This is a genomic window from Pseudomonas sp. OV546 (assembly GCF_900116845.1).
In the GTDB taxonomy this organism is placed as follows: Bacteria; Pseudomonadota; Gammaproteobacteria; order Pseudomonadales; family Pseudomonadaceae; genus Aquipseudomonas; species Aquipseudomonas petroselini.
This window is the reverse complement of the sequence record NZ_FPCE01000007.1, coordinates 202,344-226,628: the sequence shown is the minus strand read 5'-3', so window position 1 is coordinate 226,628 and position 24,285 is coordinate 202,344. Positions and strand designations below refer to the sequence as shown.

Genomic DNA, 24,285 nt, shown 5'->3' with positions numbered 1-24,285 from the left:
CCGGCCGTCTGGGAGAACCTTGTTCGTATGATTCGCACGCTGCCCGCCCTTTTTGCCTTGCTGTTCGCCGCGCCCTTGATGGCCGCGCCTGCCGGGCAACAGACCTTGTTCAACTTCGTCCGGCCTGCCGATGTGGTCAAGGTGGCGACCCAGGACGCCAGCCTGCCGCAGTACAACGCCGAACAAACGCCCGAAGGCGAAGTGCTGCGCCGCATCACCTTCAACGCGGCCGCCGAACCGAGCCTGGTCCTCAGCCCGCAAACCGGTACCTGGGACTGGTCCCAGTCGGGGGCCATGAGCCTGCGCATCCAGAGTGCGATGGACTGGGCGCTGACGCTCTACGTCAAGGTGCAGAGCAGTGATGGCCGTACCCTGGTCAGTCGCGTCGACCTGCCCGCCGGCCCGGCGCAGACGCTGTTGGTACCGCTGCAGGCCAACTCGCCGCTGAGCCAGGGCATGAAGGCCGGTCCGCCGATGCCGATCACCGTAGACGGCCAGCGCGTATTGCTCGCCAGCAGCGCGGGTGAGATCGACCGCAGCCAGGTGGTTTCGGTGACGTTGTCGATGATCAAGCCCAACGCCGCCCAAAGCATCCTGCTGGAGCGTTTCGGCGTGCAGGACAGCGAGCCGGTGCTGAAGGCCGCCTACAGCGAACTGGTGGATGCCTACGGTCAATCCACCCGTGCGCGCTGGCCGGAAAAAGTCAGCAGCGACGAGCAACTCAAGGCCGCCGCCGCCAAGGAGCAACAGCAACTGCAGGGCTGGCTGGCCACGCGGGATAAATCCGCCCTGGACCAATATGGCGGCTGGAGCAAAGGCCCGGCGTTCGACGCCAGCGGGTTTTTCCGCACCGAGAAGCGCGATGGGCGCTGGTACTTGGTGACGCCGGAGGGGCATCCGTTCTACTCCCTGGGCGTCAATACCGTGGCCCCGGACAACAGCCAGACCTACGTCGCCGGCCGTGAATGGATGTTCGGCGCGCTGCCTAAAGGCGGTGAACCCTTCGACAAGTATTACGGCAGCAGCGACAACCGCACCGGCAACGGCGCGGGCGAAGGGCGCAGCTTTGGTGCCGGGCGTTGGTATGACTTTTACGGCGCCAACCTCCAGCGCACTTATGGCGGTGAAGGGTTTGACCAGAAACGCTGGATGACTCACACCCTCGACCGCCTGCAAGCCTGGGGTTTCAACACCGTCGGCAACTGGAGCGACGAGAGCCTGGCCAGCGCTGACCGTGTGCCGTACACCTTGCCGCTGTCGATTGTCGGCGACTACGCCAGCATCAGTACCGGCACCGACTGGTGGGGCGGCATGCCCGACCCGTTCGACCCGCGCTTTGCCATGGCCACCGAACGCGCCGTGGCCATTGCGGCCCGCGATCATCGTGATGACCCGTGGTTGATTGGCTTCTTTGCCGACAACGAACTGGCCTGGGCCGGCCCTGGTGATGATCCCAAGTCCCGTTACGCCTTGGCCTACGGCACCCTGCGCATGACCACCGATGTGCCGGCCAAGCGTGCGTTCCTCAAGCAGCTGCGCGACAAGTACCGCAACGAAGAAGGCCTGTCGAAAGCCTGGGGCATCGAATTGAAGGGCTGGGAGCTGATGGAAGACCCCGGCTTCGAGCCGCCCGTACCCAACCCCGAGCACCCGGAAATCGAAGCTGACTTCAAATACTTCCAGAAGACGTTCGCGGATGCTTACTTCAAGACCCTCTCCGACTCGCTGAAATGGCACGCCCCCAACCACCTGCTGTTGGGCGGCCGGTATGCGGTCAGCAAGCCGGAAGCCGTGGCTTCCTGCGCTCAGTACTGCGATGTGTTGAGCTTCAACATGTACACCCTCAAACCCCAGGACGGTTATGACTTCGCCGCGTTGCGGGCGTTGGACAAACCCGTGCTGATCACCGAATTCAACTTCGGCTCGGCCGACCGTGGGCCGTTCTGGGGCGGCGTGACGCAGTTGGCCAAGGAAGAAGACCGCGGCGCGGCCTATGGCAATTTCCTCAAGCAGGCCATGGCCGAACCCTCGATTGTCGGTGTGCACTGGTTCCAGTACCTGGACCAGCCGGTGACCGGGCGTTTGCTCGACGGCGAAAATGGCCACTTCGGCCTGGTGGGCATCACCGATGTACCGTTCCAGGGGTTTGTCGACAGTGTGCGCAAAAGCAATCTGGCGGCGGTTGATCAACTGGGCAAGGAAGCGGAAAAGGCCAAGGCGGCCGGCGCCGTGCGTGAAAACGAAGGCGGCAGGGACGGGCACGACGGCAAAGGCGCGGGGCAGGGCGCCGGACATGCAGGCGGACACGCTGGGAATGGCCATTGATTGAGGGTTGACGGGTTCACAAAACCCGCCGGGGCTGGAACAATGTCGGCCACTTTTTGCTGTGTTTTCCGAGGGTGTTCAGGTGCAGATCCAGGGTCATTACGAACTCCAGTTCGAAGCGGTACGTGAAGCTTTCGCCGCGTTGTTCGAAGACCCGCAGGAGCGTGGTGCCGCGCTTTGCATCCAGATCGGCGGTGAAACCGTTGTCGACCTGTGGGCCGGCACCGCCGACAAGGACGGTGCCGAGGCCTGGCACAGCGATACCATCGTCAACCTGTTCTCCTGCACCAAGACCTTCACCGCCGTCACGGCCCTGCAATTGGTGGCCGAAGGCAAATTGCAACTTGATGCACCGGTCGCCCACTACTGGCCGGAATTTGCTGCGGCCGGGAAAGAGGCGATCACGCTGCGCCAGTTGCTCTGCCACCAGGCCGGGTTGCCGGCGATCCGCGAGATGCTGCCCACCGAAGCGCTCTACGACTGGCAACTGATGGTCGATACCCTGGCGGCCGAAGCCCCGTGGTGGACGCCAGGTCAAGGCCATGGCTACGAGGCGATCACCTACGGCTGGCTGGTCGGTGAGTTGTTGCGTCGTGCCGATGGGCGCGGGCCGGGAGAGTCCATCGTCGCGCGGGTTGCGCGGCCATTGGGGCTGGACTTCCATGTGGGCCTGGCGGATGAAGAGTTTTATCGCGTCGCCCATATAGCGCGCAGTAAAGGCAACATGGGCGATGAAGCCGCGCAACGTTTACTGCAAGTAATGATGCGTGAACCTGCGTCCATGACGACGCGTGCTTTTGCCAATCCCCCGTCTATTCTGACCAGCACTAATAAACCTGAATGGCGTCGCATGCAGCAGCCAGCGGCAAATGGTCACGGTAATGCGCGCAGCCTGGCGGGTTTTTATAGCGGATTGTTGGACGGTAGTTTGCTCGAAGCCGACATGCTTGAACAATTGACCCGCGAACACAGTATCGGGCCGGATAAAACATTATTGACCCAGACCCGTTTTGGCCTGGGCTGCATGTTGGACCAACCGCAACTGCCCAACGCCACCTTCGGCCTTGGCCCGCGTGCTTTCGGGCATCCCGGTGCCGGTGGTTCGGTCGGCTTTGCCGACCCTGAGCATGATGTAGCATTTGGTTTCGTGACTAATACATTGGGGCCTTACGTACTTATGGACCCACGGGCACAGAAGTTGGTCGGAATATTGGCCGGTTGTCTGTAAACCCCTTGCTGTTTCACGTTTTTTTGTTACAAAGGCAAGTATAAGAAGGCGCTGAACGAAATGATGTAACTTTAATGTTCTGTAAGCGTCTGTTTAATGGGTCACACAGACCCCCGTTTCTTTTCTCATTTTGTGGATATCTCATGTTATCGAACAAGTCCTTGGCACTGGCGCTATGCCTCACTATTACCGGCTGCGCACAAACTCCACAAAATGATGCCGAGGGCGGGCATTGGTGGTCATTTGGGTCTGATAAGGCCGCGACCAAAGATACAGTGACCCAAACCGACGCCAAGCCGGATGCCAAACCGGACGCCAAGCCAGCTGCTGGCGCCAAGCCTGCCGCACCGGTAGCAGCTGCCGCTGCTGCGCCGGCTCCGGCGCCTGCTGCCAAGGCCGATACCGGCTCGAGCTGGTGGCCGTTCTCTTCCAAGACCGCCGACGAAAAGGCCGCCGATGCCAAGGCCGACCTGAAAGCCGACCTCAAGGCCGCGGAACCTGCCCCTGCGGTCGCTAAGAACGACACTGAAACCCACTGGTGGTGGCCGTTCGAAAGCAAGCCCAAGCCACTGGCCAAGGTCGATGTGACCAACGTGCCGATGCCCGATCCGAAAATCACCCAAGCCTGGCTGGACGACTATGAGCCGCGTCTGCGCGCCGCCATCAAGGACAGCAACCTGCAACTTGAGCGTCGCGACAACGTGCTGGTGGTGATTGCCCCGGTAGACGGTTCCTACAACCCGAAACGTCCAGCGATGTTGCTGCCGGTCACCCTCGGTCCCTTCACTCGCGTCGCCAAGGCCGTTGAAGCCGATCCGAAGACCGCCGTACTCGTATTGGGCCACGTAGATGCCACCGGCACCGCCCCGGCCAGCCAGGCGTTGACCAAGGAACGTGCGCAATCCATCGCCTCGATCTTCAGCCTCAGCGGCTTGAAGCAGGATCGTCTGATGCTGCGTGGCATGGGCGACCTGATGCCACGTGCCGCCAACGACAGCAACCAGGGCCGTGCCCTGAACCGTCGTATGGAAATCATGTTCACCCAGCGCACCACCATGCTGGCGCTGCTGAGCAAGTATCAATCGGGCAAGACCCCGCCTGCCGCCGAAATGGTTGCGGTGCAGGACGTTCCAGCCCCGGCTCCGGCCGCCAAGGCCCCGGCCAAAAAGGCGCCTGCCAAGAAAGCCGCCGCCAAGCCAGCCGCTAAAAAAGCCCCGGCCAAGCCCGCTGCGAAAAAACCGGCTCCAGCCAAAGCCAAGGCCGCTGCACCGGCCACTGACCAGGCAAAAAACTGAGCCGCTGAACCACAAGGATAAAGCCGCATGACCCAGGCACTGGCCGATATGCGCCGTGACTACACACGGGATGGTTTGAGCGAGGCCCAGGCCCCGGACGAGCCGTTTGCCTTATTCCACCAGTGGTTTGCTGACGCGGTTAAGACCGAGCAGCCACCGGTGGAGGCCAATGCCATGACCTTGGCCACGGTCGACCAGGACGGTCGCCCGCACTGTCGCATCCTGTTGCTCAAGGGCCTGGACGCGCAGGGCTTTACCTTCTTCACCAACTATCAGAGTGCCAAGGGCCAACAGCTCGCGGCACGGCCGTTTGCGGCCATGACGTTTTTCTGGCCGACCCTGGAGCGCCAAGTGCGCATCGAGGGGCGGGTGGTCAAGGTCACCCCTGAGGAGTCGGACGCTTATTATCAGGTCCGTCCGCTGGGCAGCCGCCTGGGGGCATGGGCTTCTCCGCAGAGCCAGGTCATTCGTGACCGGGAAGAACTGCAGGACCTGCTTAAGGCCACCGAGCAACGTTTCAGCGATACCCAGCCCGATTGCCCGGAGCATTGGGGTGGCTATCGTTTGTTGCCCGAGCGCATCGAGTTCTGGCAAGGCCGTGCCAGCCGCCTGCATGATCGCCTGAACTACCGCCTGCAAGACTCCCAGTGGACGCGCGAGCGTCTGGCACCCTGAGCTGCACCTTTCGTCACTTCGCTTGAATGTTGCCCATCACCCTGAAGTCTCTTGGACAGAGACTTCAGGCGTGTATTGCTGCGCGGCACTCTTCAACCAGTGCGGCAAGTCTGGCCGTTTGATCTTCAATGCGCGGGCCCGCTCCAGCTGCTTGAGCATGAAGGCACGCTTGTGCAGATCATTGCCCGCCAGGGACAGCGCCAGATCACGGTCCATCCAGCGCCTGATGCGCAGGTACAACCAGCCGTGGAAATACAGGCCGGCAAGGGTTGTGACTACAATGATGAAGTAATCCATGAAGGTCCTGGCTACGAGAGAAGTGCTACCGTTCGTCGAGTTTACTGGTGCGGGCAGTCTGTACTAAGGCTGAATGAAAGCAATTTTCTGTGGGGCTTGCCGTGACAGGCGTCAAGCCGCAGCGTTTAATGAACACCTGTCCTTTGGAGTTGATGCTATGCGTAAGTCCGTTTTACTGGTTGCCTGCTTTACCACCCTGTCGTTGCTGCTGGGTGGCTGCGCCTCGAGTCTGACCGGCGACTCGTACTCCCGTGACGAAGCGCGTCGTGTGCAGACCGTGCGCATGGGCACCATCGAATCCCTGCGTCCGGTGAAAATCGAAGGCACCAAGACCCCAATCGGCGGCGCTGCAGGCGCAGTCATCGGCGGCGTTGGCGGCAGCGCCATCGGCGGCGGCCGTGGCAGCATCGTGACCGCCGTGATCGGCGCGGTCGCCGGTGGCCTGCTGGGTTCGGCCACCGAAGAAGGCCTGACCCGCACCCAAGGTGTGGAAATCACCGTTCGCGAAGACGATGGCAGCATGCGCGCCTACGTGCAGGCCGTGCAGGAGAATGAAATCTTCCGCATCGGCGACCGCGTACGCATCATGACCGTTGATGGTACCAGCCGCGTTACGCGTTAAGCGCTGGTTGTAGAAACACAAAACCCCAGCCGGGTGACCGGTTGGGGTTTTTGGTTTTATGGGGTGTGGCCGGGTTGAACTGCAAAAAATGCAGGCAATAAAAAACCGCCTTGGTAGGGCGGTTTTTTATTGCGAACCCCATTATTGACAGGGCTGCGACTTCAAAGATGCATTGACCTGCATCCCGAGGCTCACGTGTTCCGGTAAGTGCACTGGAGGTAAGGCCCAGCGTTAGGAGGGCCGAGTATGTCCAAGTTTGCACGACCTGTGGCGAGGGAGCTTGCTCCCGCTGGGGCGCGAAGCGGCCCCTGTTGGGTAAGCGATATAGCATCACAATCGCGGTAAACGCTTCGGGGCCGCTGCGCAGCCCAGCGGGAGCAAGCTCCCTCGCCACAGTGAGTCTTCGTCGGGCGTATCAGGCCTTCTTGCGACTCGCCATTGCCGTCACCGCATAACCCATACACGCCGCCAGGATCGATCCCGTCAGAATCCCCATCCGGTCTTCACCCGCGAACTCACTGGCACCCGGCACAAATGCCAGCGAACCCACAAACAGGCTCATGGTAAAGCCGATACCGCACAGGATCGCCACACCAAACACCTGGCCCCAGTTTGCGCCGTTGGGCAGGGCGGCGATGCCGGTCTTGATGGCCAGCCAAGTGAGCCCGAACACACCAACGGTCTTGCCGATCAACAGGCCCGCAGCGATGCCCATAGGCACATGGTGAGTGAAGCTTTCCAGGCTGACGCCGGTCAGGGACACCCCGGCGTTGGCGAAGGCAAACAGCGGCAGGATGGCGTAGGCCACCCACGGGTGCAGGGCGTGCTCCAGCGTGAGCAATGGCGACGGCTCGGCGTTCTTGGTGCGCATCGGGATGCAGAATGCCAACGTCACACCGGCGAGCGTCGCGTGCACGCCGCTCTTGAGTACGCACACCCACAGGATCAGCCCAATAATCAGGTACGGTCCGAGCTTGATCACACCCAGGCGGTTCATCGCGATCAAGGCAATCAAGCACGTACCTGCACCTGCCAGGGCGGCACCGGACAGGTCGGCGGAATAGAAAATAGCGATCACGATGATCGCGCCCAGGTCGTCAATGATCGCCAGGGTCATCAGGAACAGTTTCAGCGACACCGGCACGCGCTTGCCCAGCAGGGCGAGGACGCCGAGGGCGAATGCAATGTCGGTGGCCATGGGAATCGCCCAGCCGGAAAGCGCAGCCGGGTAGTCCTTGTTGATCGCCCAATAGATCAGGGCCGGCACGACCATGCCGCCGATGGCCGCTGCGCCTGGCAACACCACTTGCGAGGGTTTCGACAGGTGGCCGTCGAGCAACTCGCGCTTGACCTCCAGGCCGATCAACAGGAAAAACAAGGCCATCAGGCCATCGTTGATCCATAGCAGGGCTGGCTTGGCGATTTTCAACGCGCCAATCTGTGCCACCACCGGTACATCGAGAAACGCGTTGTACAGATGTGACAAAGGCGAGTTGTTAATAATCAGCGCCAGCGCCGCAGCCGCGATCAATAACAGGCCACTGGCGGCTTCCAGCTGGAAGAAACGGGTGAAAGTGCTACGCAGAGCCAAGGGATGCTCTCCAATCCGGATTCAATAGGTGGGTACCCTAACCCGTACCGTTAGTTGTTAAAACAAAAGTTATATTCTTATTTGTTATAAGCGGCGCGCTGGGATGAGGTTGTGCTTAAGCCTAGCAATTGTGTGTCCAAACGTGCCGTTACTGTACCTGTGTGGCGTGTAGGAAACCCCCTAGAATCGAAGCCGAAATCCTTAGAGAAAACCTCCATGAGCGACCACCGTCCCTGGGCCCGCGAAGCCATTCGCATCATTGAAGCCGACTTCCAGCGCAGCGCCGACACGCACCTGATCCCCTTGCCGTTGCCGGGATTGCCGGGTATCGAGTTGTATTTCAAGGACGAGTCCAGCCACCCCACCGGCAGCCTCAAGCATCGACTCGCGCGCTCGCTGTTCCTGTATGCGCTGTGCAATGGCTGGCTCAAGCCGGGGGCGCCGGTGATTGAGGCGTCCAGCGGGTCGACGGCGATTTCCGAAGCCTACTTTGCGCGCCTGCTGGGTTTGCCGTTTATTGCGGTGATGCCGGCCACCACCTCCCAGGAAAAAATCGCGCAGATTGCCTTCTATGGCGGCAAGAGCCACCTGGTGCAGGATCCGACGCAGATCTACGCTGAGTCCGAACGCCTGGCCCAGGAAAGCGGCGGGCATTTCATGGACCAGTTCACCTACGCCGAGCGCGCCACCGACTGGCGAGCGAACAACAATATCGCCGAGTCGATCTTCCAGCAGATGCGCTTCGAGCAGCATCCGGAACCGAGCTGGTTGATCTCCAGCCCCGGCACCGGCGGCACCACCGCGACCCTCGGTCGCTACGTGCGCTACCGCCAGCATTGCACCCGCGTGCTGTGCGCCGATGCCGAGCGATCGGTGTTTTTTGATTTTTATCAGAGTGGCGATGCAAGCTTGCGCCTGGACTGCGGTTCGCGCATCGAAGGCATTGGCCGGCCACGGGTCGAGGCGTCGTTTTTGCCCAAGGTGATTGATGCGATGGTCAAGGTGCCGGACGCGTTGTCGCTGGCAGCCATGCATTACCTGGCCGAGCGGCTGGGGCGACGGGTTGGCGGTTCCAGCGGGACCAACCTGGTTGGCGCGCTGGTGGCGGCGCAGCAAATGAAAGCGGCAGGGGAGTCGGGTTCGATCGTGGCGATCTTGTGTGATGGGGGCGAGCGCTACGCCACGACCTACTACGACCCGGCGTGGCTGGCGGGGCAGGGGTATGAATTGGACGGTTTGATTGCGGCTGTTGCGGCCAGTGTTGAGCGGGGTGAGCCGTTGCCCGACACGATCTTGCGCGCAAATATCTGACCCGACACAAAGCAAAATGTGGGAGGGGGCTTGCCCCCTCCCACATTTGGATCGCGGTGTTTTAGGCTTCGATGCCCAACATATCCCGGGCCAATGCCTCGGCAATCCGAATCCCATCCACACCCGCCGACAGAATCCCACCGGCATAACCCGCACCTTCACCGGCCGGGAACAGGCCTTTCACGTTCAAGCTCTGCATCGATTCGTTGCGGGTAATCCGCAGCGGCGATGAGGTACGCGTCTCGATACCGGTCAACACCGCATCGTGCAGCGAGTAGCCCTTGATCTGCTTCTCGAACGCAGGCAACGCTTCGCGGATCGCCTCGATGGCGAAGTCCGGCAAGGCCAGGGCGAGGTCACCCAGGGACACGCCGGGTTTGTAGGACGGTTCCACGCTGCCAATCGCCGTGGACGGCTTGCCGGCGATGAAATCACCGACCAACTGCGCGGGAGCCTCATAGGTGCTGCCGCCGAGAATGTAGGCGTGGGACTCCAGGCGCTCCTGCAATTCGATACCTGCCAGCGGGCCACCCGGATAATCCACCTCAGGCGTGATGCCGACCACGATGCCGGAGTTGGCATTGCGCTCGTTACGCGAGTACTGGCTCATGCCATTGGTCACGACGCGGTTCGGCTCTGACGTGGCTGCGACCACGGTACCGCCTGGGCACATGCAAAAACTGTAGACCGAGCGGCCGTTCTTGGCGTGGTGCACCAGCTTGTAGTCGGCGGCGCCGAGCTTCGGGTGCCCGGCATACTTACCCAGGCGTGCGGCGTCGATCAGCGATTGCGGGTGTTCAATGCGGAAGCCCACCGAGAACGGCTTGGCTTCCATGTACACGCCACGACCATGGAGCATGCGGAAGGTGTCGCGGGCGCTGTGGCCCAGGGCCAGGATCACGTGCTTGGAGAGGATTTGCTCGTCGCCATCGACGACCACGCCGTTCAATTGGCCGTCTTCGATCAGTACGTCGGTCACCCGCTGTTCGAAGCGCACTTCACCGCCGAGGGCGATGATTTGCTCGCGCATGTTTTCTACCACGCCGGTCAGGCGGAACGTGCCGATGTGTGGTTTGCTGACGTAAAGGATTTCTTCCGGCGCGCCGGCCTTGACGAACTCGTGCAGGACTTTGCGACCGTGGAATTTCGGGTCCTTGATCTGGCTGTACAGCTTGCCGTCGGAAAAGGTCCCGGCGCCGCCTTCACCGAACTGCACGTTGGACTCGGGGTTGAGCACACTTTTGCGCCACAGGCCCCAGGTGTCCTTGGTGCGCTGGCGCACTTCCTTGCCGCGCTCGAGGATGATCGGCTTGAAGCCCATCTGCGCCAGCAACAGCCCGGCGAAGATCCCGCAGGGGCCGAAGCCGACGACGATAGGGCGTTCTGTCAGGCCTTGCGGCGCATGGCCCACGACTTTGTAGCTGACGTCCGGTGCGGTGTTGACGTTGCGGTCATCGGCGAACTTGAGCAGCAGGGCGGCTTCGCCTTTCACGTTCAAGTCGATGGTGTAGATGAAGCACAACTCCGACGACTTCTTGCGGGCGTCGTAGCTGCGCTTGAACAGGGTGAAGTCGAGCAGGTCATCGCTGGCGATGCCTAGGCGTTGCACGATGGCAGGCCGCAGGTCCTCTTCAGGATGGTCGATGGGCAGCTTGAGTTCGGTGATTCGTAACATGACAGGATCCGGTGGGCGGCGGGCAATGAGGCCGGCTGTTTTGCAAACCGGCGATTATAAGCCCCAAAGGCCGTTTCCCGTCAGGTTAAAAAAGCACAGGGGCCCAGTCAGTCGTCGCGCGAACCGCCAAACGCTGCGCAACCCCGTTGCACCTGGCCGTTGACGCGCAACTCGGCGCTCATGTGCTGCAGGCTGCCGCTGACCGGGTCGACGCAACGCTGCGGGGCTACCCACAGTTCGACTTTCTGGTTGTTGGCTTCGGTCATGAGGTTGAAGCGGCCTTCGCCGATTTGCTCTTCCACATAAGGCACCGCCAGTGGCGGCTGGCCTTCGCGCTGCAGCACCATGCCCTTGGCGGTGACGTTCATCGACCAGGCCGGGTTGTGGCCATTGGCGCGCAGGATCGTGCGTTTGAAGTCCGGGTCGTTGCAGGCCGAGGTCGAGCGCTCCATGCGGTAGAGCTGTTGCAGGTCCACGCTGCCCTGGGTGCCGCTGGCAACGCCGGAGAACTGGCCACGCAGGTCAGCGAACAGCGCACCTTGCTGGCCGGCCAAGGAGGCCGCCTCCTGCAGGACGCTGGTGCCGCTGGTGTCGTTGACCACGTAGTTGCGTTTGTCGTTGCACGGCTGGAACAACAGTTTGCCGCCGACCGCCGTGAGTTCGCCCTGCATACGGGTCAGTCCCGCGAGAGAGGGCTTTGCCGGCTCGCTGTCGAACATCTGGCAGGCGGCGAACAGGGGAAGCAAGGCAAACAGGGCAAGGCTATGGGCGGCACGCATTATCGGGTCTCCAGACAAGTGCCGCCACGTTACGCAGACCTGCGTTGCATCACAACCCCGGTCGCCAGCTTCAGTCAATTCCGACAGGCATCCGATTTAACCAACGATAAAAGTCTGACCCGTCTGCAAGCCTTCGACACTTTTCGCGTAGGCCAATGCCACCTCGGCGCCGGGCGCCGGTTTGTAGCCACGAAAGTACGGCGCATAGCTGCCCATGGCTTCCAACAGCACGGTCGGGCTGACGGAGTTGACGCGCAGGCCGCGCGGCAATTCGATTGCGGCGGCTTTTACGAAGGCGTCAATGGCGCCATTGACCAACGAAGCCGAAGCGCCGGTGCGGATCGGGTCGCGGTTGAGAATGCCGCTGGTGAAGGTAAACGAGGCGCCGTCGTTGGCATATTCACGCCCGATCAGCAGCAGGTTGACTTGACCCATCAGCTTGTCACGCAGGCCCAGCTCGAAGTCGCTTTCGCGCATGTCGCCCAGCGGCACGAAGTTCACGCTGCCGGCTGCGCAGATCAGGGCATCGAACTTGCCGGTCTGTTCGAACAGTGTACGGATTGAGGCGCTGTCGCTGATATCCACCCGGAAGTCGCCGCCGCTGCGGCCGATGCTGATCACTTCGTGACGCTGAGAGAGTTCGGTCTTGACCGCCGAGCCAATCGTGCCGCTGGCGCCAATCAATAGGATTTTCATGGTGCTGTTCCTCCAGGGTTTAAGTGAAGGGTCAGTCTAGAGTGGCTTTTTGGGTGGATAAACGTGCTAATAGGCAACCTTTGGTTTTCAAATGGAAACAATCCATGAGCGAGATGGATGATCTGGCGGCCTTTGCCGTACTGATAGAAGCCGGTAGTTTCACCCTGGCCGCCGAGCAACTGGGCTGCAGCAAAGGGCAGCTGTCCAAGCGGATCAGCCAGTTGGAGGCGCAGTTTTCCGTGGTATTGCTGCATCGCACCACGCGCAAACTCAGCCTGACTGCTGCGGGTGCGGCATTGCTGCCCCAGGCCCAGGCATTGGTGGTGCAAGTGGATCGCGCCCGCCAGGCACTGGCTCGGCTTAAGGATGACCTGGCCGGGCCTGTGCGTATGACGGTTCCGGTGTCGCTGGGCGAAACCTTTTTCGATGGCTTGTTACTGGAGTTTTCCAAACAGTATCCGCAGGTGCAGATCGAGCTGGAGCTCAACAACCGCTACCGTGATCTGGCCCGGGACGGCTTTGACCTGGGCGTACGCTCAGGCGCGATTGAAAACGAGCGCCTGGTGGCCAAGCCGTTGCTGGCCTGGCATGAGATGACCTGCGCCAGCCCGGCCTACCTCGAGCACTATGGTGAACCCGAGACGCCGGCTGACCTGGCCGCGCATATCTGCCTGCTCAACAGTCACTACAGCGGTCGCGAGGAGTGGTTGTACCACCAGCAGCACGAATTGTTGCGGGTGCGGGTCAGTGGCACCTTTGCCTCCAATCACTACAACCTGTTGAAAAAGGCCGCGCTGGTGGGCGCGGGTATCGCGCGCCTGCCATCCTATGTACTGCCGGCGGAATTGGCTGACGGCCGATTGCGTTGGCTCCTGCGCGATTATCAGACGCGGAGCATGCCGATGTACCTGGTGCACCCCTATCAGGGCGGCCTGCCGCGTCGCACCCAGGTGTTGGCCGACTACCTGGTGGATTGGTTCAAGCGCAGTGGCGAGGCGTTGGATCGGCTTTAAGCGTAGCGACGGGCGATCAGGTGATCGATGGATACGCGCCCCGGCCCTTTGGCCATCAGCAGTAACAGCAGCGCAATCCAGGTGCCATGAGTCGGGTAGGCGTCCGGGTAGACAAACAGCTGAATCACCAGGGTCATGCCGATCAGGGCCAAGGCCGAAAAGCGCGTGGCGAACCCGACGAGGATCAGCACCGGGAAAAAGTGCTCGGCAAACGCAGCCATAGGTGCCGCCACTTCAGGCGAAAGCAGCGGCACATGGTATTCACTGCGAAACAGCGGCAGTGTCGAAGCCGCCAGTTTCGGTGTGCCGAGCTGGAAAGTACCGCTGATCAAATCAATGGCAAAGCCTTCGACTTTGGTTTGCCCGGATTTCCAGAACACCGCGGCAATGGAAAAGCGCGCGACAAAGGCAATCAGGCTGTAGGGAATTTGCTCGAAGAGTTGGATGACCCGTTTGATCAGGTATGAAGGGTGAGTGTTCATGGCGATACCTTGTGTTTTAGATGCAAATGAGTGATGGCGCTGTGGCTGATCAGCAGCGTGAGGCATCGGTGCAGATCGAAGTCGGGTGACGCATCGAGCGCGTGTTCCACGGCTTTTTCTAAGGTCAGGCCTTGGGCCAGGCTGTTGATAAACGCCACTGAACTTCGATTGATGGCGAAAACCCTGACCTCCAGGCCGTGGCGCAATACCAGCGCACTCTGGGCGTTCCACGGGTCCAGGGTCGCCAGGCCGCCCTCGGTCTGGTGCGCCGCCCACACCGTCACGACCGCATACGCGGAGTCCAGGGTGCCCACGGACGGGTGCAGTTGCAGGCGCAGCGCTCCCAGGTCTGCTTGATCTTGCAATGCCAGCAGCACGGCCTGTTGATCCAAGGGGTGGCTGTCGCTCGCGTGATACGCGCAAACCCGCAAGCGTTCCAGGCGGGCAATATCTGCCAGGTAGGGCACGCTGGCCGCCGGTTCGAAGCCCTGGATGAAATCGGCGAGCGTGCTGCCGTACTCACTGATCAATGGACTGGTCGGCGCGTGCCCCTGGACGTAGACGCTCGCCATTGCGCGAAAGAATTCATCGCCCACCAGTTGCAGCGTCACCGGGTATGCCGTCACCAATGCGTTGATCAACGCGCTGTGCACATTGTTGCGGTATACCGCGAAGCGACTGGCTGGATCGGCACCGTTACTGCTGAACAAACCATCCGGACACGCCTGTTCCGGCGCCAGCAAGGCCGCGGTGAAGTCGTCATGAAGGCTCATGGGATCACCTGTGAAAGATGCCAGTCGGCCTGTTCAGCTTCCGTCAGCAGCACGCTGAACGCCGGCAACTGATTGTCCCGTTCGATCAGCGTCGCCATCGGGCCGATGCGTGCCAGTACTTGTTCGTAGAGCTGCCACACGGCGTTATCGATGGGCGAACCGTGGTCATCGATCAACAGGCGGTCGCCCAGGCTGTCAGCGTCTTCGGCGAAACCGGCCAGATGAACTTCACCCACGGCGTGCAACGGCAGGGCATCTATGTAGGCGAGTGGGTTGAGCTGGTGGTTGATGCACGACACGTAGACGTTGTTCACATCCAGCAACAGGCCGCACCCGGTACGGCGAATGATCTCGCTTATGAAATCGGTCTCTTCCAGGGTTGAGCGTTGGAACTGCAGGTAGGTCGACGGGTTCTCCAGCAGCATCGGCCGCTTGAGGGTGCTCTGTACCTGGTCCACGTGTTCGCACACCCGTTGCAGGGTGGCGCTGTCGTAGGCCAGGGGCAACAGGTCATTGAGGAACACCGGGCCGTGGCTGGACCACGCCAGGTGTTCGGAAAAGGAGTGGGGTTGATAGCGCTCGATCAGCGTGGCCAACCGCGCCAAGTGCTCACGGTTCAGCGGTCCTTCGCCACCGATGGACAGGCCCACACCGTGCAATGACAGCGGGTACTGCTCGCGGATCAGCCCCAGGTAGTGATGAAACGGGCCGCCGGCCACCATGTAGTTTTCGGCATGCACTTCAAAAAAACCGATATCGGGTGCGGTTTCGAGCACTTCAACGAAGTGCTCGTGCTTGAGCCCTAGCCCGGCCCTGCGTGGGAGGCCGGGCGCCTGAGCCTGGGAGACGGCTTGCAGGGATGAAAGAGTCATCATCAGTACTCAGGTTTCGCGAGGGATCAGGACTTGGCGGTAAAGGCTGCTTCCTGGCCGAAGCCGGTCGGCGAGGTGGAGCTTGGGGTCTTGAGGCAGGTGCCGGCTGGGACCAGTTTCCAGGCGTTGGCCTGGTCTTTGGTTTTCGAGGTGCCGGCGCAGGAAGTGCCGGCGCCTGCGGCGCAATCGTTTTTGCCCGCTTCGGCGACACCGAAGCATTTCTGCATGTCGTCGGCTGCGTGTGCGGTGGTGGTCAGCGCGGACAGGCTCAAGGCCGAACCGAGTGCCAGTACGAGGGTAGCGGCGGACAGTTTGGTAGTCATGGTGTATCTCCAGCAGTGGGTTGAGGTGGCAGGCATGGGTGCCTGCGTACACCTCTAGAGACGGTACGGAGAAAATCGTTACAAGCCTGTAGGGAAAATCTTTTGTTTTTCCGCAAAAAAAAAGAGGAGCGGGTTTCCCGGCTCCTCTCATGGTTTTTTCCGATCGGCTTTATCAGCCGCCCAGGTACGCCTCACGCACTTTCGGATCCGTCAGCAACTGCTCGCCCGTACCCTGCATCACCACGCGGCCGTTTTCCAGCACATAGGCACGGTCAGCGATTTTCAGCGCCTGGTTGGCGTTCTGCTCCACCAGGAACACCGTCACACCGTCCTTGCGCAGTTGTTCGATGATGTCGAAGATCTGCTGGATGATGATCGGCGCCAGGCCCAGTGAAGGTTCGTCCAGCAGCAGCAGCTTGGGCTTGCTCATCAGCGCACGGCCGATGGCGAGCATTTGCTGCTCGCCGCCGGACATGGTGCCACCGCGCTGGTTGAAGCGTTCCTTGAGGCGTGGGAACAGGTGCAGCACCTTGTCCATCTGCTCCTGGTAGTCGCCCTTGTCGGTAAAGAACCCGCCCATGGCCAGGTTCTCTTCCACGGTCAGGCGCGAGAACACCCGACGGCCTTCCGGCACCACCGCAATGCTCTTGCGCATGATCTGCGACGACTGCTGGCCCACCAGTTCTTCACCCATGTAGCGGATGCTGCCGCTGTGGGCCTGGGGCGAACCGCACAGGGTCATCAGCAAGGTCGATTTGCCGGCGCCGTTGGCACCGATCAGCGTGACGATTTCACCTTGGCGCACTTCCACGTTGACGCTGTGCAGGGCCTGGATCTTGCCGTAGAAAGTGGAAACGTTTTCGAATTGCAGCATTTTACGCTTCCCCCAAATAGGCTTTGATCACTTCAGGATTGTCGCGGATCTGCTCCGGCGTCCCGTCGGCCAGCGGCGTGCCCTGGTTGATCACCACGATGTGGTCGGAAATGCTCATGACCAGTTTCATGTCGTGTTCGATCAACAACACCGTGGCGTTGTTTTCCTCACGCAACACGCCGATCAGCGCCTTGAGGTCTTCGGTTTCCTTGGGGTTCAGGCCGGCCGCTGGTTCGTCGAGCATGAGGATCCGTGGGCGGGTCATCATGCAACGGGCGATTTCCAAGCGGCGTTGCTGACCGTAGGCCAGGGTGCCGGCCGGGCGGTTGGCAAACTCGGTCAGGTTGACCTTGTCCAGCCAGTACTCGGCGTACTCCATGGCCTCGCGCTCGCTTTTGCGGAACGCGGGGGTCTTGAACAGGCCGGCGAAGAAGTTGGTGTTCAAGTGACGGTGCTGGGCGATCAGCAGGTTCTCGACCGCCGTCATGTCCTTGAACAAGCGCACGTTCTGGAAGGTCCGCACCACGCCCTTACGGGCGATCTCGTGACCGGCCAGGCCCTGGATCGGCTGGCCGTCGAGCAGGATGCTGCCACCGCTCGGCTTGTAGAAACCGGTGAGGCAGTTGAACACCGTTGTCTTGCCGGCGCCGTTCGGGCCGATCAACGCGACCACTTGTTTCTCTTTCACGGTCAGGGCCACGCCATTGACCGCCAGCAAGCCGCCGAAGCGCATGCTCAAGTTTTCGACTTTCAGGATCTCGCGGCTCATTTGCGCAGCTCCATGTGTGGACGTTGCATGGGCAGCAGGCCTTGAGGACGCCAGATCATCATCAGCACCATCATGGCGCCGAACATCAACATGCGGTATTCGCTGAACTCACGCATCATTTCCGGCAGCAGGATCATCACGATCGCGGCCAGGATCACGCCCAGTTGCGAGCCCATGCCACCCAGTACCACGATGGCGAGGATGATCGCCGACTCGATAAAGGTGAACGACTCCGGCGTGACCAGACCTTGCCGAGCGGCGAAGAAGCTGCCGGCGAAACCGGCGAACGCAGCACCCAGGGTAAAGGCGGAGAGCTTGATGATGGTTGGGTTCAGGCCCAGGGCGCGGCAGGCGATTTCATCTTCGCGCAGTGCTTCCCAGGCGCGGCCGATCGGCATGCGCAGCAGGCGGTTGATCACGAACAGTGCCGCCAGTGCCAGCAGCAGCGCCACCAGGTACAGGAACACCACTTTGCTCACCGGGTTGTAGTCGATCCCGAAATACTCGTGAAAGGTCTGCATGCCTTCAGCGGCGGTACGGTCGAACGACAGCCCGAAAAACGTCGGCTTGGGAATGCTGCTGATGCCGTTCGGCCCACCGGTGATATCGGTGAGGTTACGCAGGAACAGCCGGATGATTTCACCGAAGCCCAGGGTCACGATCGCCAGGTAGTCACCGCGCAGGCGCAGTACCGGGAAGCCCAGCAGGAAGCCGAACGTGGCCGCCGCCATGCCTGCCAGCGGCAGACAGATCCAGAAGCTCCACCCCAGGTAGTGCGACAGCAGTGCGTAGGTGTAGGCACCCACGGCGTAGAAGCCGACATAACCGAGGTCAAGCAGACCGGCCAGGCCCACCACGATGTTCAGGCCCAGGCCCAGCAATACGTAGATCAGGATCAGGGTGGCGATATCAACCGCACCGCGCGAGCCGAAGAATGGCCAGATCAACGCGGCGACGATCAGGCCGATGATGATGTAGCGCTGGGTGCGTGGCAGGGTCAGGAATTGGCTGACCTTGGGCGACACCAGTGGGCCACGGTTGGACTTGAACAGTGCACCGACCTGCTGGGTGAACAGCACGCGCAGGAACATCAACACCGAGCACAGCGCGATGATGGTCAGGGTCACGGGACCGGTGCCATGCACTTCCAGGTTGATGCCGACAATGCTCAGCTTGAGGCCCAGTACCGGGAACGCCACGGCCCAGACCAGCAAGGCGCTGAAAAACGCCGATTTAAGATATCTGCTCATACTTTCTCAACCTCCGGACGGCCCAGGATGCCGGTCGGACGGAACAACAGCACCAGAACCAACAGGCCGAACGCCACGACGTCCTTGTACTGGTCGCCGAAGATATCGGCACCAAAGGCTTCGGCCACACCCAGCACCAGGCCACCGAGCATGGCGCCCGGAATGCTGCCGATGCCGCCCAATACCGCTGCGGTAAAGGCCTTGAGGCCCACCAGGAAACCAGCGTTGGGGTTGATCACGCCGTACTGCATGCTCAGCAGCACCGCCGCAACGGCTGCCAGCGCAGCGCCGATCACGAAGGTCAGGGCGATGATGTTGTTGGTGTTGATGCCCAGCAGGTTGGCCATCTTGATGTCTTCGGCACAGGCCCGGCAGGCGCGCCCCAGACGGGAGCGGGAGATGAACAGGGTCAGGCCCAGCATGGCCACCAGGGTGACGACGAAGACCAGGATCTGCATGTAGGAAATCAGGACTTCTTCCGCACCGCCCGGGCCGAAGGAGAAGCTCCCTGGAATCAGGTTGGGGATGGATTTATCCTTGGAGTCCTGGGACAGCAATACGGTGTTCTGCAGGAAAATCGACATGCCGATGGCGGAAATCAGCGGGATCAAACGGTTGCTGCCACGCAAGGGGCGGTAGGCAACGCGCTCGATACTGTAGCCATAGGCACTGGTTACGACGATCGATGCAAGGAACGCAGCGGTCATCAACAGCGGCAGGGAGTGGATACCCATCATGGCCAGCCCGGCAAGGGCGATGAAGGCCACGTAGGAACCAATCATGTACACCTCGCCATGGGCGAAGTTGATCATTCCAATGATGCCGTAAACCATTGTGTAGCCAATGGCTATCAAGGCATAGGTGCTGCCAATGGTCAGGCCATTAACCAGCTGTTGGAAAAAATGATAGATCTCAGGCATTACAGCGCTCCTAAAAACCCGATACGCATTTCACTGGTGGAGTCATGTTCCGGCCCCGTGCTGTGTTCTGTGAGCACATTTGCACAAAGCGTTTGCCAGCGAACCGCTGGTGACGGTTTTAAGATTTTCAGGTGAGCCAGCGCCCGGATCGCGGGTGTCAGGCCCATAAACCTCGTAAAACAAAGCCCACTGCTCTCACAGTGGGCTTGTTGGACCAGTAACGCCTGGCTTACTGAGGGGAAACTTCGGTTTTTGGTTTACCGAAGTGCCATTCGTAGACCACGAATTTGAAGTCCTTCAGGTCGCCCTTGGCGTCGAAGCTCAGGTCGCCGGTAGGGGTCTTGAAGGTGCCCGCGTGGATGGCTTCGGCCACTTTGGCGGTGTCTTCGCTCTTCGCAGCGGTGATGCCGGCAGCGATCACTTCAACAGCCGAGTAGGCTGGGAACACGAACGGACCGGTTGGGTCCTGCTTGTTCTTGGCGAACTCTTCAACGATGGCTTTGTTGGCCGGGTCGGTGTCGAAGGATTTCGGCAGGGTCACCAGCAGGCCTTCGGAAGCGCCCTGGGCGATTTGCGAGATGGAGTCGTTACCGACACCTTCTGGGCCCATGAACTTGGCGTTCAGGCCTTTTTCCTTGGCTTGGCGCAGGATCAGGCCCAGCTCAGGGTGGTAGCCGCCGTAGTAGACGAAGTCGACATTGGCTTGCTTGAGTTTCTGGATGATCGAGGAGAAGTCTTTGTCGCCGGCGTTCAGGCCTTCGAAGACGGCAACCTTGGTGCCTTTTTTCTCGAGGGTCTGTTTGACGGCAGTGGCGATGCCTTCACCGTATTGCTGTTTGTCGTGCAGGACGGCAACGATTTTCGGCTTCACGTGGTCGGCGATGTAGTTGCCGGCCGCTGGGCCTTGCGCGCTGTCCAGGCCGATGGTGCGGAAGATCAGCTTGTAGCCACGGGCGGTGATTTCCGGGCTGGTAGCCGCCGGGGTAATCATGATTACGCCTTCATCTTCATAGATGTCGGAGGCTGGCTGAGTGGAGCTGGAGCACAGGTGACCGACCACGAACTTGACGCCGTCGTTGACCACTTTGTTGGCGACGGCCACGGCTTGTTTTGGATCGCAAGCGTCGTCGTATTCCTTGGCTTCAAGCATTTTGCCGTCGACGCCGCCCTTGGCGTTGATGTCGGCGATGGCTTGCTTGGCACCCATGAATTGCATGTCGCCGTATTGCGTCACTGGGCCGGTCTTAGGTCCGGCGATGCCGATCTTGATGGTGTCGGCTGCGAACGAATGGCCGGCAACCCCAGCCAGGACCATAGCGGCAAACAGTTTGGAAATCTGCTTAGTAGCCTTATTCATAGTGCTCCACTCTTGCTGTTGTCTTTTTTATAGTTCTAGCGGCCTTGTGAGCTGCAGAACCGGATCAGATATCTCGGATATCCCCCCGGCAGTGCCCTGGCAACTGTACCGGTACAGTGTAGAGCGCCGGTTGATCGGTTGAAAAGCTGGCTGCTGGGGGCAAAAGCCGGGCGTGTCGCTTAAATGAAAGAAAAAGACAGAATTGCGGCGGGGTGATGCCAGAGTTTCGGGCAATCCTTGGCGTTCCTGACACTTTCTCTCGATGACTCATTTGCAACTGGGTTTTTCTGCTTGAGGCGTGACGCTATGATTGCGCCGATTTTTCCCCAAGGTGAACACCCATGACGCAAGAACCTAGCACCCTCTATGCCAAGCTGCTCGGAGAAACCGCCGAAATTTCCTGGAAGGAGCTTGAGCCGTTCTTTGCCAAGGGTGCCCTATTGTGGGTCGACGCCGGCCTGGATTTGATCGAGGCTGCCGAGGGAATGGCTGAGGACAACCGCGATAAAGTCGCTGCCTGGCTGGCCGCAGGGAGCCTTGGCGAGGTGTCTGCGACGCGGGCATTGGACTTGGTTGAACGTGATCCGAGCCTATGGGCGGTGGTGGTATCGCCGTGGATTCTGATCCAGGAAAGGGCAGTGTAAGAAAGGGTTGCGCGAAAAAGGTGCGTGTTTTTTGCTGTGGCAAGTGTGTAGCGGAGTAACTGCTGACGCCGTGATGGCATGTTGCCGTGAAGAAAGGTCACAGGTGAGGGTGACGTGCACGGCATGGGAACAGTTAGGGCGCTGGCGGAATCGCTGCGTAATTGTTTCCAAGTGTGCCGGGACTGTAGATAGCTGTTGTCTGGACTACCGCATTCGCGAGCAAGCCCGCTCCCTCAGTTGACCGTGCGCATCCTGCAGAAATGCGCTCGACTGTGGGAGCGGGCTTGCTCGCGAAGAGGGCAACGCGGCCTAGGCGGTTTTCCCGGTATGGTTATTCAACGAAATAACCTTGGTCTTGCCGATGCGGTGACGATAAATCTCGCGCAGGTACTTGATCGCTTTCTTTACGCAGTCCCGTGACAGGCGAATGTCATTGATCGACACAAACTTGTCTTTGTCGTTGATCAGCTCGCGGTACTTCTTCTCATACATCGGCTTGATCGCGTACCAGTTGGTATCGAGGATCTTTGCCGGGTTTTCGAACTCGTTGAGCAACTCGTCGATGCGGTCTTCATCGAAGTCTTCGTGGATGATGAAGTCCAGGATCGAGTTGTCCAGCGTGTCATCGAAGCGGTACGGGTTACGTGCAAAGCAGCGCTTGATAAAGGCCACGATCAACGTGAGGAAGTCATCCGACAGGCACGGGCTTTTCGCGATCAGGGTGGTCAACGACAGGTTGGCCGAGGCACCGATCACCAGCGCGTAGCGCTTGAGGGTGGTGTTGGGGAACAAGCTGTTGAGGTGGGTCTTGAGCCGGTTCAGGTCCATGTAGGAAAGCTTGTAGTCCTTGGGCAGCGACACGATGGACACCACCGACGAGCAGTTCTTGAAGAAGTGCAGGTCATGCAGCGCGGCCGCGTCGTAGCCGGAGTTCTTGTACTGCTCCAGGGAGGCCTTGTAGCGCTTGGATTCAATCGGCAGCAAGCTGATGCCTTCGATGGCCTGGGTGACTTTGTTGAAGTGCGGCAGGTCGATGGAGCGGAAGAACAGGTCGTCGATGTTCAGGCGCTGGGGCTCTTTCTCGAAGACCTTGAATTTGTCATTCGACGGTGCCGGCGTTTCCGGGACTACGGACTCGGCGTAGGCAATCGCCACCGGGCCGGCCAGGCTCATGAACAGGTCGTTGGCATCCAGGCGAATGGTTTCGCCGATGTCGATACCGGCGCGGCGGAAGTAGTTCTGGTCGTAGTCGGTGGTCACGGCCTGGGCCGTGAGGATGTTGAAGATCTGCTGGGAAATGTACTGGTTGGCGTGTTTTTCCATGGCATTGACGTCAATGTTCTGGATATTGCCGTCATCGCTTTCTTCGGCATAACGCATGATGTCGTTGGAGATCAGCATCATCGCGTTCCACGGCCGGATACGGCCCTTCACACTGGCTTCGCTGCTGTCTTCATTGGCGAAGTTGTACGAGAAATCCCATTCTTCCGACAGGTATTTGCACAGCAGCCGTCCGGCGTTGATGTGCAGCGCCTCGGACATTTCGCTGCGGTGGTCGGAGATATTCGGTAGCACACAAATGCCGCTGGTGAAGATCGGCTCGAACACAAAGGCGTGGCCGCTCTTGCTGTCGTGCTCGTCGGCGGGCTTGGTGTCGAACGTCTTGTTCATGTACGAGTGCTGCTGGGCCAGGCCGAACTCCGAGGCCATGCCCGAGCCGGTACCGCCGCCGGCGCTGAAGATTGAGAAGTACAGGCGCGACTGGTTGGCCTTGATGCCGCAGGAGTCGATCAAATACGAGTGGATCATCTTCCAGTCGGGGCTGGAAAAACGCTGGGTGTCTTTGTTGAGGATGATCTTGGCCAGGTACTGGCCGAGGATCGGCGCGTTACCGGCGCCACCGGCGTGGACCTCCGACAGGTCCATGATTTTCATCTTGCTGTAGTCACGCAGGAAACCGCTTTTCTCGCCCTTGCGCGAAAAACGGATGCGCCCGGCGATGTCCTTGTCCAGGTCGCCGAGCATCACCAGCGGTTCTACCAGGAACACCGGTTTGCTGGCCTTGCCGCTGCCCAGGCGCAGGTTGTTGCGGATCCACTGGGCCGGGCTGTAACCCTTGTCCTGTGATTTATCTTCGTTGCTGAACTCGTTCAAGTAGAACTTGCGGGCGTTGTACACCAGCTCCGCTACATCCAGCGCGATGTTCGAACCGCAACGGCCCAGGCCGATCAGGCACACCGACGGGAATTCCTGCTCGGTGCGCGGATCGCTGTCGCCTTCCAGGTGGGGCGGGCGAGGGAACACCATGTCGCGCAGGCCATCAAGGTTGTCGAGGATGCGGTCGGTATTGGTTTCGGTGAAATACAGGTATTGCTGAGTGGCCAGCGGGCGGGCGGTGCTCAATGACTTTGAACCTGAGGGTTTTTCCGCAGGAGCTGGGAGCAACACGTCGGATACCACGGTGGCAGAGTTATTTTTAGAAGTCATTGTGCGCCATGTGCCTGGGCGGATGGC

General features: G+C 60.4%; 23 protein-coding genes. 8 read left to right on the top strand and 15 right to left on the bottom strand.

The features are described from left to right. Positions 1-27: 27 nt before the first annotated feature. The 4 genes from BM403_RS17810 (at position 28) to pdxH (ending at position 5,523) form a co-directional block, all read left to right on the top strand. The gene (locus BM403_RS17810) at positions 28-2,325 is read left to right on the top strand and encodes a beta-galactosidase (protein ID WP_093544021.1); all 2,298 of its coding nucleotides are present in this window, start codon (positions 28-30) and stop codon (positions 2,323-2,325) included. An 82-nt stretch (positions 2,326-2,407) separates the two neighbouring features. Next, positions 2,408-3,553, top strand: a complete 1,146-nt coding sequence (locus BM403_RS17805; RefSeq protein ID WP_012722638.1) for an EstA family serine hydrolase — start codon at positions 2,408-2,410, stop codon at positions 3,551-3,553. A gap of 143 nt (positions 3,554-3,696) precedes the next feature. Beyond that, positions 3,697-4,848 carry an OmpA family protein gene (locus BM403_RS17800; RefSeq protein WP_093544019.1) on the top strand — a complete coding sequence of 384 codons (1,152 nt, stop codon included), beginning with the start codon at positions 3,697-3,699 and terminating at the stop codon, positions 4,846-4,848. 27 nt (positions 4,849-4,875) lie between these two features. After that, positions 4,876-5,523, top strand: coding sequence for a pyridoxamine 5'-phosphate oxidase (gene pdxH / locus BM403_RS17795; protein WP_012722640.1), 648 nt, complete (start codon positions 4,876-4,878; stop codon positions 5,521-5,523). A 36-nt stretch (positions 5,524-5,559) separates the two neighbouring features. Here the strand turns inward: pdxH and BM403_RS17790 are convergent, their stop codons facing one another. Next, the gene (locus tag BM403_RS17790) at positions 5,560-5,820 is read right to left on the bottom strand and encodes a hypothetical protein (RefSeq protein WP_093544017.1); all 261 of its coding nucleotides are present in this window, start codon (positions 5,818-5,820) and stop codon (positions 5,560-5,562) included. A 157-nt stretch (positions 5,821-5,977) separates the two neighbouring features. Here BM403_RS17790 and BM403_RS17785 point away from each other — a divergent pair, with 157 nt between their 5' ends. Beyond that, positions 5,978-6,442 (top strand): outer membrane lipoprotein, encoded by a 465-nt coding sequence (locus BM403_RS17785; protein ID WP_003189251.1) that lies wholly within the window; start codon positions 5,978-5,980, stop codon positions 6,440-6,442. 415 nt (positions 6,443-6,857) lie between these two features. Here the strand turns inward: BM403_RS17785 and nhaA are convergent, their stop codons facing one another. Then, complete coding sequence (gene nhaA, locus BM403_RS17780) at positions 6,858-8,033, bottom strand: Na+/H+ antiporter NhaA (RefSeq protein ID WP_093544015.1); 1,176 nt, start codon at positions 8,031-8,033, stop codon at positions 6,858-6,860. Between the two features lie 216 nt (positions 8,034-8,249). On the opposite strand from nhaA, the gene BM403_RS17775 reads away from it, so the two are divergent. After that, positions 8,250-9,344: a PLP-dependent cysteine synthase family protein gene (locus tag BM403_RS17775; protein WP_093544013.1), complete on the top strand. Its 1,095-nt coding sequence runs from the start codon at positions 8,250-8,252 to the stop codon at positions 9,342-9,344. Between the two features lie 61 nt (positions 9,345-9,405). Here the strand turns inward: BM403_RS17775 and BM403_RS17770 are convergent, their stop codons facing one another. The 3 genes from BM403_RS17770 to BM403_RS17760 all read right to left on the bottom strand — a co-directional run bounded on the left by BM403_RS17770 (position 9,406) and on the right by BM403_RS17760 (position 12,494). Next, on the bottom strand, positions 9,406-11,019 hold the full coding sequence (locus tag BM403_RS17770) for an NAD(P)/FAD-dependent oxidoreductase (RefSeq protein ID WP_093544011.1): 1,614 nt from the start codon (positions 11,017-11,019) through the stop codon (positions 9,406-9,408). Positions 11,020-11,126: 107 nt separating this feature from the next. Continuing rightward, on the bottom strand, positions 11,127-11,798 hold the full coding sequence (locus tag BM403_RS17765) for a COG3650 family protein (protein WP_012722645.1): 672 nt from the start codon (positions 11,796-11,798) through the stop codon (positions 11,127-11,129). Positions 11,799-11,894: 96 nt separating this feature from the next. Then, positions 11,895-12,494, bottom strand: coding sequence for a short chain dehydrogenase (locus tag BM403_RS17760; protein WP_012722646.1), 600 nt, complete (start codon positions 12,492-12,494; stop codon positions 11,895-11,897). A 104-nt stretch (positions 12,495-12,598) separates the two neighbouring features. Here BM403_RS17760 and BM403_RS17755 point away from each other — a divergent pair, with 104 nt between their 5' ends. Beyond that, positions 12,599-13,507, top strand: coding sequence for a LysR family transcriptional regulator (locus BM403_RS17755; protein ID WP_012722647.1), 909 nt, complete (start codon positions 12,599-12,601; stop codon positions 13,505-13,507). On the opposite strand, the gene BM403_RS17750 is transcribed toward BM403_RS17755, so the two are convergent. The 9 genes from BM403_RS17750 to BM403_RS17710 form a co-directional block, all read right to left on the bottom strand. Next, complete coding sequence (locus BM403_RS17750; protein WP_093544009.1) at positions 13,504-13,989, bottom strand: DoxX family protein; 486 nt, start codon at positions 13,987-13,989, stop codon at positions 13,504-13,506. The two genes, BM403_RS17755 and BM403_RS17750, sit on opposite strands and share 4 nt — an antisense overlap. Then, a complete protein-coding gene (locus BM403_RS17745) occupies positions 13,986-14,762 on the bottom strand; it encodes an HvfC/BufC N-terminal domain-containing protein (protein ID WP_012722649.1) in 777 nt (258 codons plus the stop codon). The genes BM403_RS17750 and BM403_RS17745 overlap by 4 nt, the downstream gene beginning before the upstream one ends. Further along, positions 14,759-15,637, bottom strand: coding sequence for an MNIO family bufferin maturase (locus tag BM403_RS17740; protein ID WP_012722650.1), 879 nt, complete (start codon positions 15,635-15,637; stop codon positions 14,759-14,761). The genes BM403_RS17745 and BM403_RS17740 overlap by 4 nt, the downstream gene beginning before the upstream one ends. A gap of 23 nt (positions 15,638-15,660) precedes the next feature. Continuing rightward, positions 15,661-15,957 carry a BufA1 family periplasmic bufferin-type metallophore gene (locus BM403_RS17735; protein ID WP_012722651.1) on the bottom strand — a complete coding sequence of 99 codons (297 nt, stop codon included), beginning with the start codon at positions 15,955-15,957 and terminating at the stop codon, positions 15,661-15,663. Positions 15,958-16,129: 172 nt separating this feature from the next. Next, complete coding sequence (locus BM403_RS17730; RefSeq protein ID WP_093544007.1) at positions 16,130-16,831, bottom strand: ABC transporter ATP-binding protein; 702 nt, start codon at positions 16,829-16,831, stop codon at positions 16,130-16,132. A gap of 1 nt (position 16,832) precedes the next feature. Further along, positions 16,833-17,600: a high-affinity branched-chain amino acid ABC transporter ATP-binding protein LivG gene (livG, locus tag BM403_RS17725; protein ID WP_012722652.1), complete on the bottom strand. Its 768-nt coding sequence runs from the start codon at positions 17,598-17,600 to the stop codon at positions 16,833-16,835. Then, entirely contained in the window at positions 17,597-18,850 is a 1,254-nt protein-coding gene (locus BM403_RS17720; RefSeq protein ID WP_012722653.1) for a high-affinity branched-chain amino acid ABC transporter permease LivM, read from the bottom strand. The genes livG and BM403_RS17720 overlap by 4 nt, the downstream gene beginning before the upstream one ends. Continuing rightward, a complete protein-coding gene (gene livH, locus BM403_RS17715; protein WP_003172375.1) occupies positions 18,847-19,770 on the bottom strand; it encodes a high-affinity branched-chain amino acid ABC transporter permease LivH in 924 nt (307 codons plus the stop codon). The genes BM403_RS17720 and livH overlap by 4 nt, the downstream gene beginning before the upstream one ends. Before the next feature lie 229 nt (positions 19,771-19,999). Then, positions 20,000-21,127 carry a branched-chain amino acid ABC transporter substrate-binding protein gene (locus BM403_RS17710; protein WP_064054995.1) on the bottom strand — a complete coding sequence of 376 codons (1,128 nt, stop codon included), beginning with the start codon at positions 21,125-21,127 and terminating at the stop codon, positions 20,000-20,002. A gap of 341 nt (positions 21,128-21,468) precedes the next feature. Between BM403_RS17710 and BM403_RS17705 the strand changes: the two genes are divergently transcribed. Next, a complete protein-coding gene (locus BM403_RS17705; RefSeq protein ID WP_010212359.1) occupies positions 21,469-21,771 on the top strand; it encodes a DUF2288 domain-containing protein in 303 nt (100 codons plus the stop codon). Positions 21,772-22,080: 309 nt separating this feature from the next. Here the strand turns inward: BM403_RS17705 and BM403_RS17700 are convergent, their stop codons facing one another. Further along, complete coding sequence (locus tag BM403_RS17700) at positions 22,081-24,258, bottom strand: hypothetical protein (protein WP_012722655.1); 2,178 nt, start codon at positions 24,256-24,258, stop codon at positions 22,081-22,083. Between the last annotated feature and the right edge of the window lie 27 nt (positions 24,259-24,285).

What these genes read in the sequence shown, in the direction of transcription:
- BM403_RS17810 (WP_093544021.1), top strand. Translation starts at nt 28, where the DNA reads ATGATTCGCACGCTGCCCGCCCTTTTTGCCTTGCTGTTCGCCGCGCCC.
- BM403_RS17800 (WP_093544019.1), top strand. Translation starts at nt 3,697, where the DNA reads ATGTTATCGAACAAGTCCTTGGCACTGGCGCTATGCCTCACTATTACC.
- pdxH (WP_012722640.1), top strand. Translation starts at nt 4,876, where the DNA reads ATGACCCAGGCACTGGCCGATATGCGCCGTGACTACACACGGGATGGT.
- BM403_RS17790 (WP_093544017.1), bottom strand. Translation starts at nt 5,820, where the DNA reads ATGGATTACTTCATCATTGTAGTCACAACCCTTGCCGGCCTGTATTTC.
- BM403_RS17785 (WP_003189251.1), top strand. Translation starts at nt 5,978, where the DNA reads ATGCGTAAGTCCGTTTTACTGGTTGCCTGCTTTACCACCCTGTCGTTG.
- BM403_RS17775 (WP_093544013.1), top strand. Translation starts at nt 8,250, where the DNA reads ATGAGCGACCACCGTCCCTGGGCCCGCGAAGCCATTCGCATCATTGAA.
- BM403_RS17770 (WP_093544011.1), bottom strand. Translation starts at nt 11,019, where the DNA reads ATGTTACGAATCACCGAACTCAAGCTGCCCATCGACCATCCTGAAGAG.
- BM403_RS17765 (WP_012722645.1), bottom strand. Translation starts at nt 11,798, where the DNA reads ATGCGTGCCGCCCATAGCCTTGCCCTGTTTGCCTTGCTTCCCCTGTTC.
- BM403_RS17760 (WP_012722646.1), bottom strand. Translation starts at nt 12,494, where the DNA reads ATGAAAATCCTATTGATTGGCGCCAGCGGCACGATTGGCTCGGCGGTC.
- BM403_RS17755 (WP_012722647.1), top strand. Translation starts at nt 12,599, where the DNA reads ATGAGCGAGATGGATGATCTGGCGGCCTTTGCCGTACTGATAGAAGCC.
- BM403_RS17750 (WP_093544009.1), bottom strand. Translation starts at nt 13,989, where the DNA reads ATGAACACTCACCCTTCATACCTGATCAAACGGGTCATCCAACTCTTC.
- BM403_RS17745 (WP_012722649.1), bottom strand. Translation starts at nt 14,762, where the DNA reads ATGAGCCTTCATGACGACTTCACCGCGGCCTTGCTGGCGCCGGAACAG.
- BM403_RS17740 (WP_012722650.1), bottom strand. Translation starts at nt 15,637, where the DNA reads ATGATGACTCTTTCATCCCTGCAAGCCGTCTCCCAGGCTCAGGCGCCC.
- BM403_RS17735 (WP_012722651.1), bottom strand. Translation starts at nt 15,957, where the DNA reads ATGACTACCAAACTGTCCGCCGCTACCCTCGTACTGGCACTCGGTTCG.
- BM403_RS17730 (WP_093544007.1), bottom strand. Translation starts at nt 16,831, where the DNA reads ATGCTGCAATTCGAAAACGTTTCCACTTTCTACGGCAAGATCCAGGCC.
- livG (WP_012722652.1), bottom strand. Translation starts at nt 17,600, where the DNA reads ATGAGCCGCGAGATCCTGAAAGTCGAAAACTTGAGCATGCGCTTCGGC.
- BM403_RS17720 (WP_012722653.1), bottom strand. Translation starts at nt 18,850, where the DNA reads ATGAGCAGATATCTTAAATCGGCGTTTTTCAGCGCCTTGCTGGTCTGG.
- livH (WP_003172375.1), bottom strand. Translation starts at nt 19,770, where the DNA reads ATGCCTGAGATCTATCATTTTTTCCAACAGCTGGTTAATGGCCTGACC.
- BM403_RS17710 (WP_064054995.1), bottom strand. Translation starts at nt 21,127, where the DNA reads ATGAATAAGGCTACTAAGCAGATTTCCAAACTGTTTGCCGCTATGGTC.
- BM403_RS17705 (WP_010212359.1), top strand. Translation starts at nt 21,469, where the DNA reads ATGACGCAAGAACCTAGCACCCTCTATGCCAAGCTGCTCGGAGAAACC.
- BM403_RS17700 (WP_012722655.1), bottom strand. Translation starts at nt 24,258, where the DNA reads ATGACTTCTAAAAATAACTCTGCCACCGTGGTATCCGACGTGTTGCTC.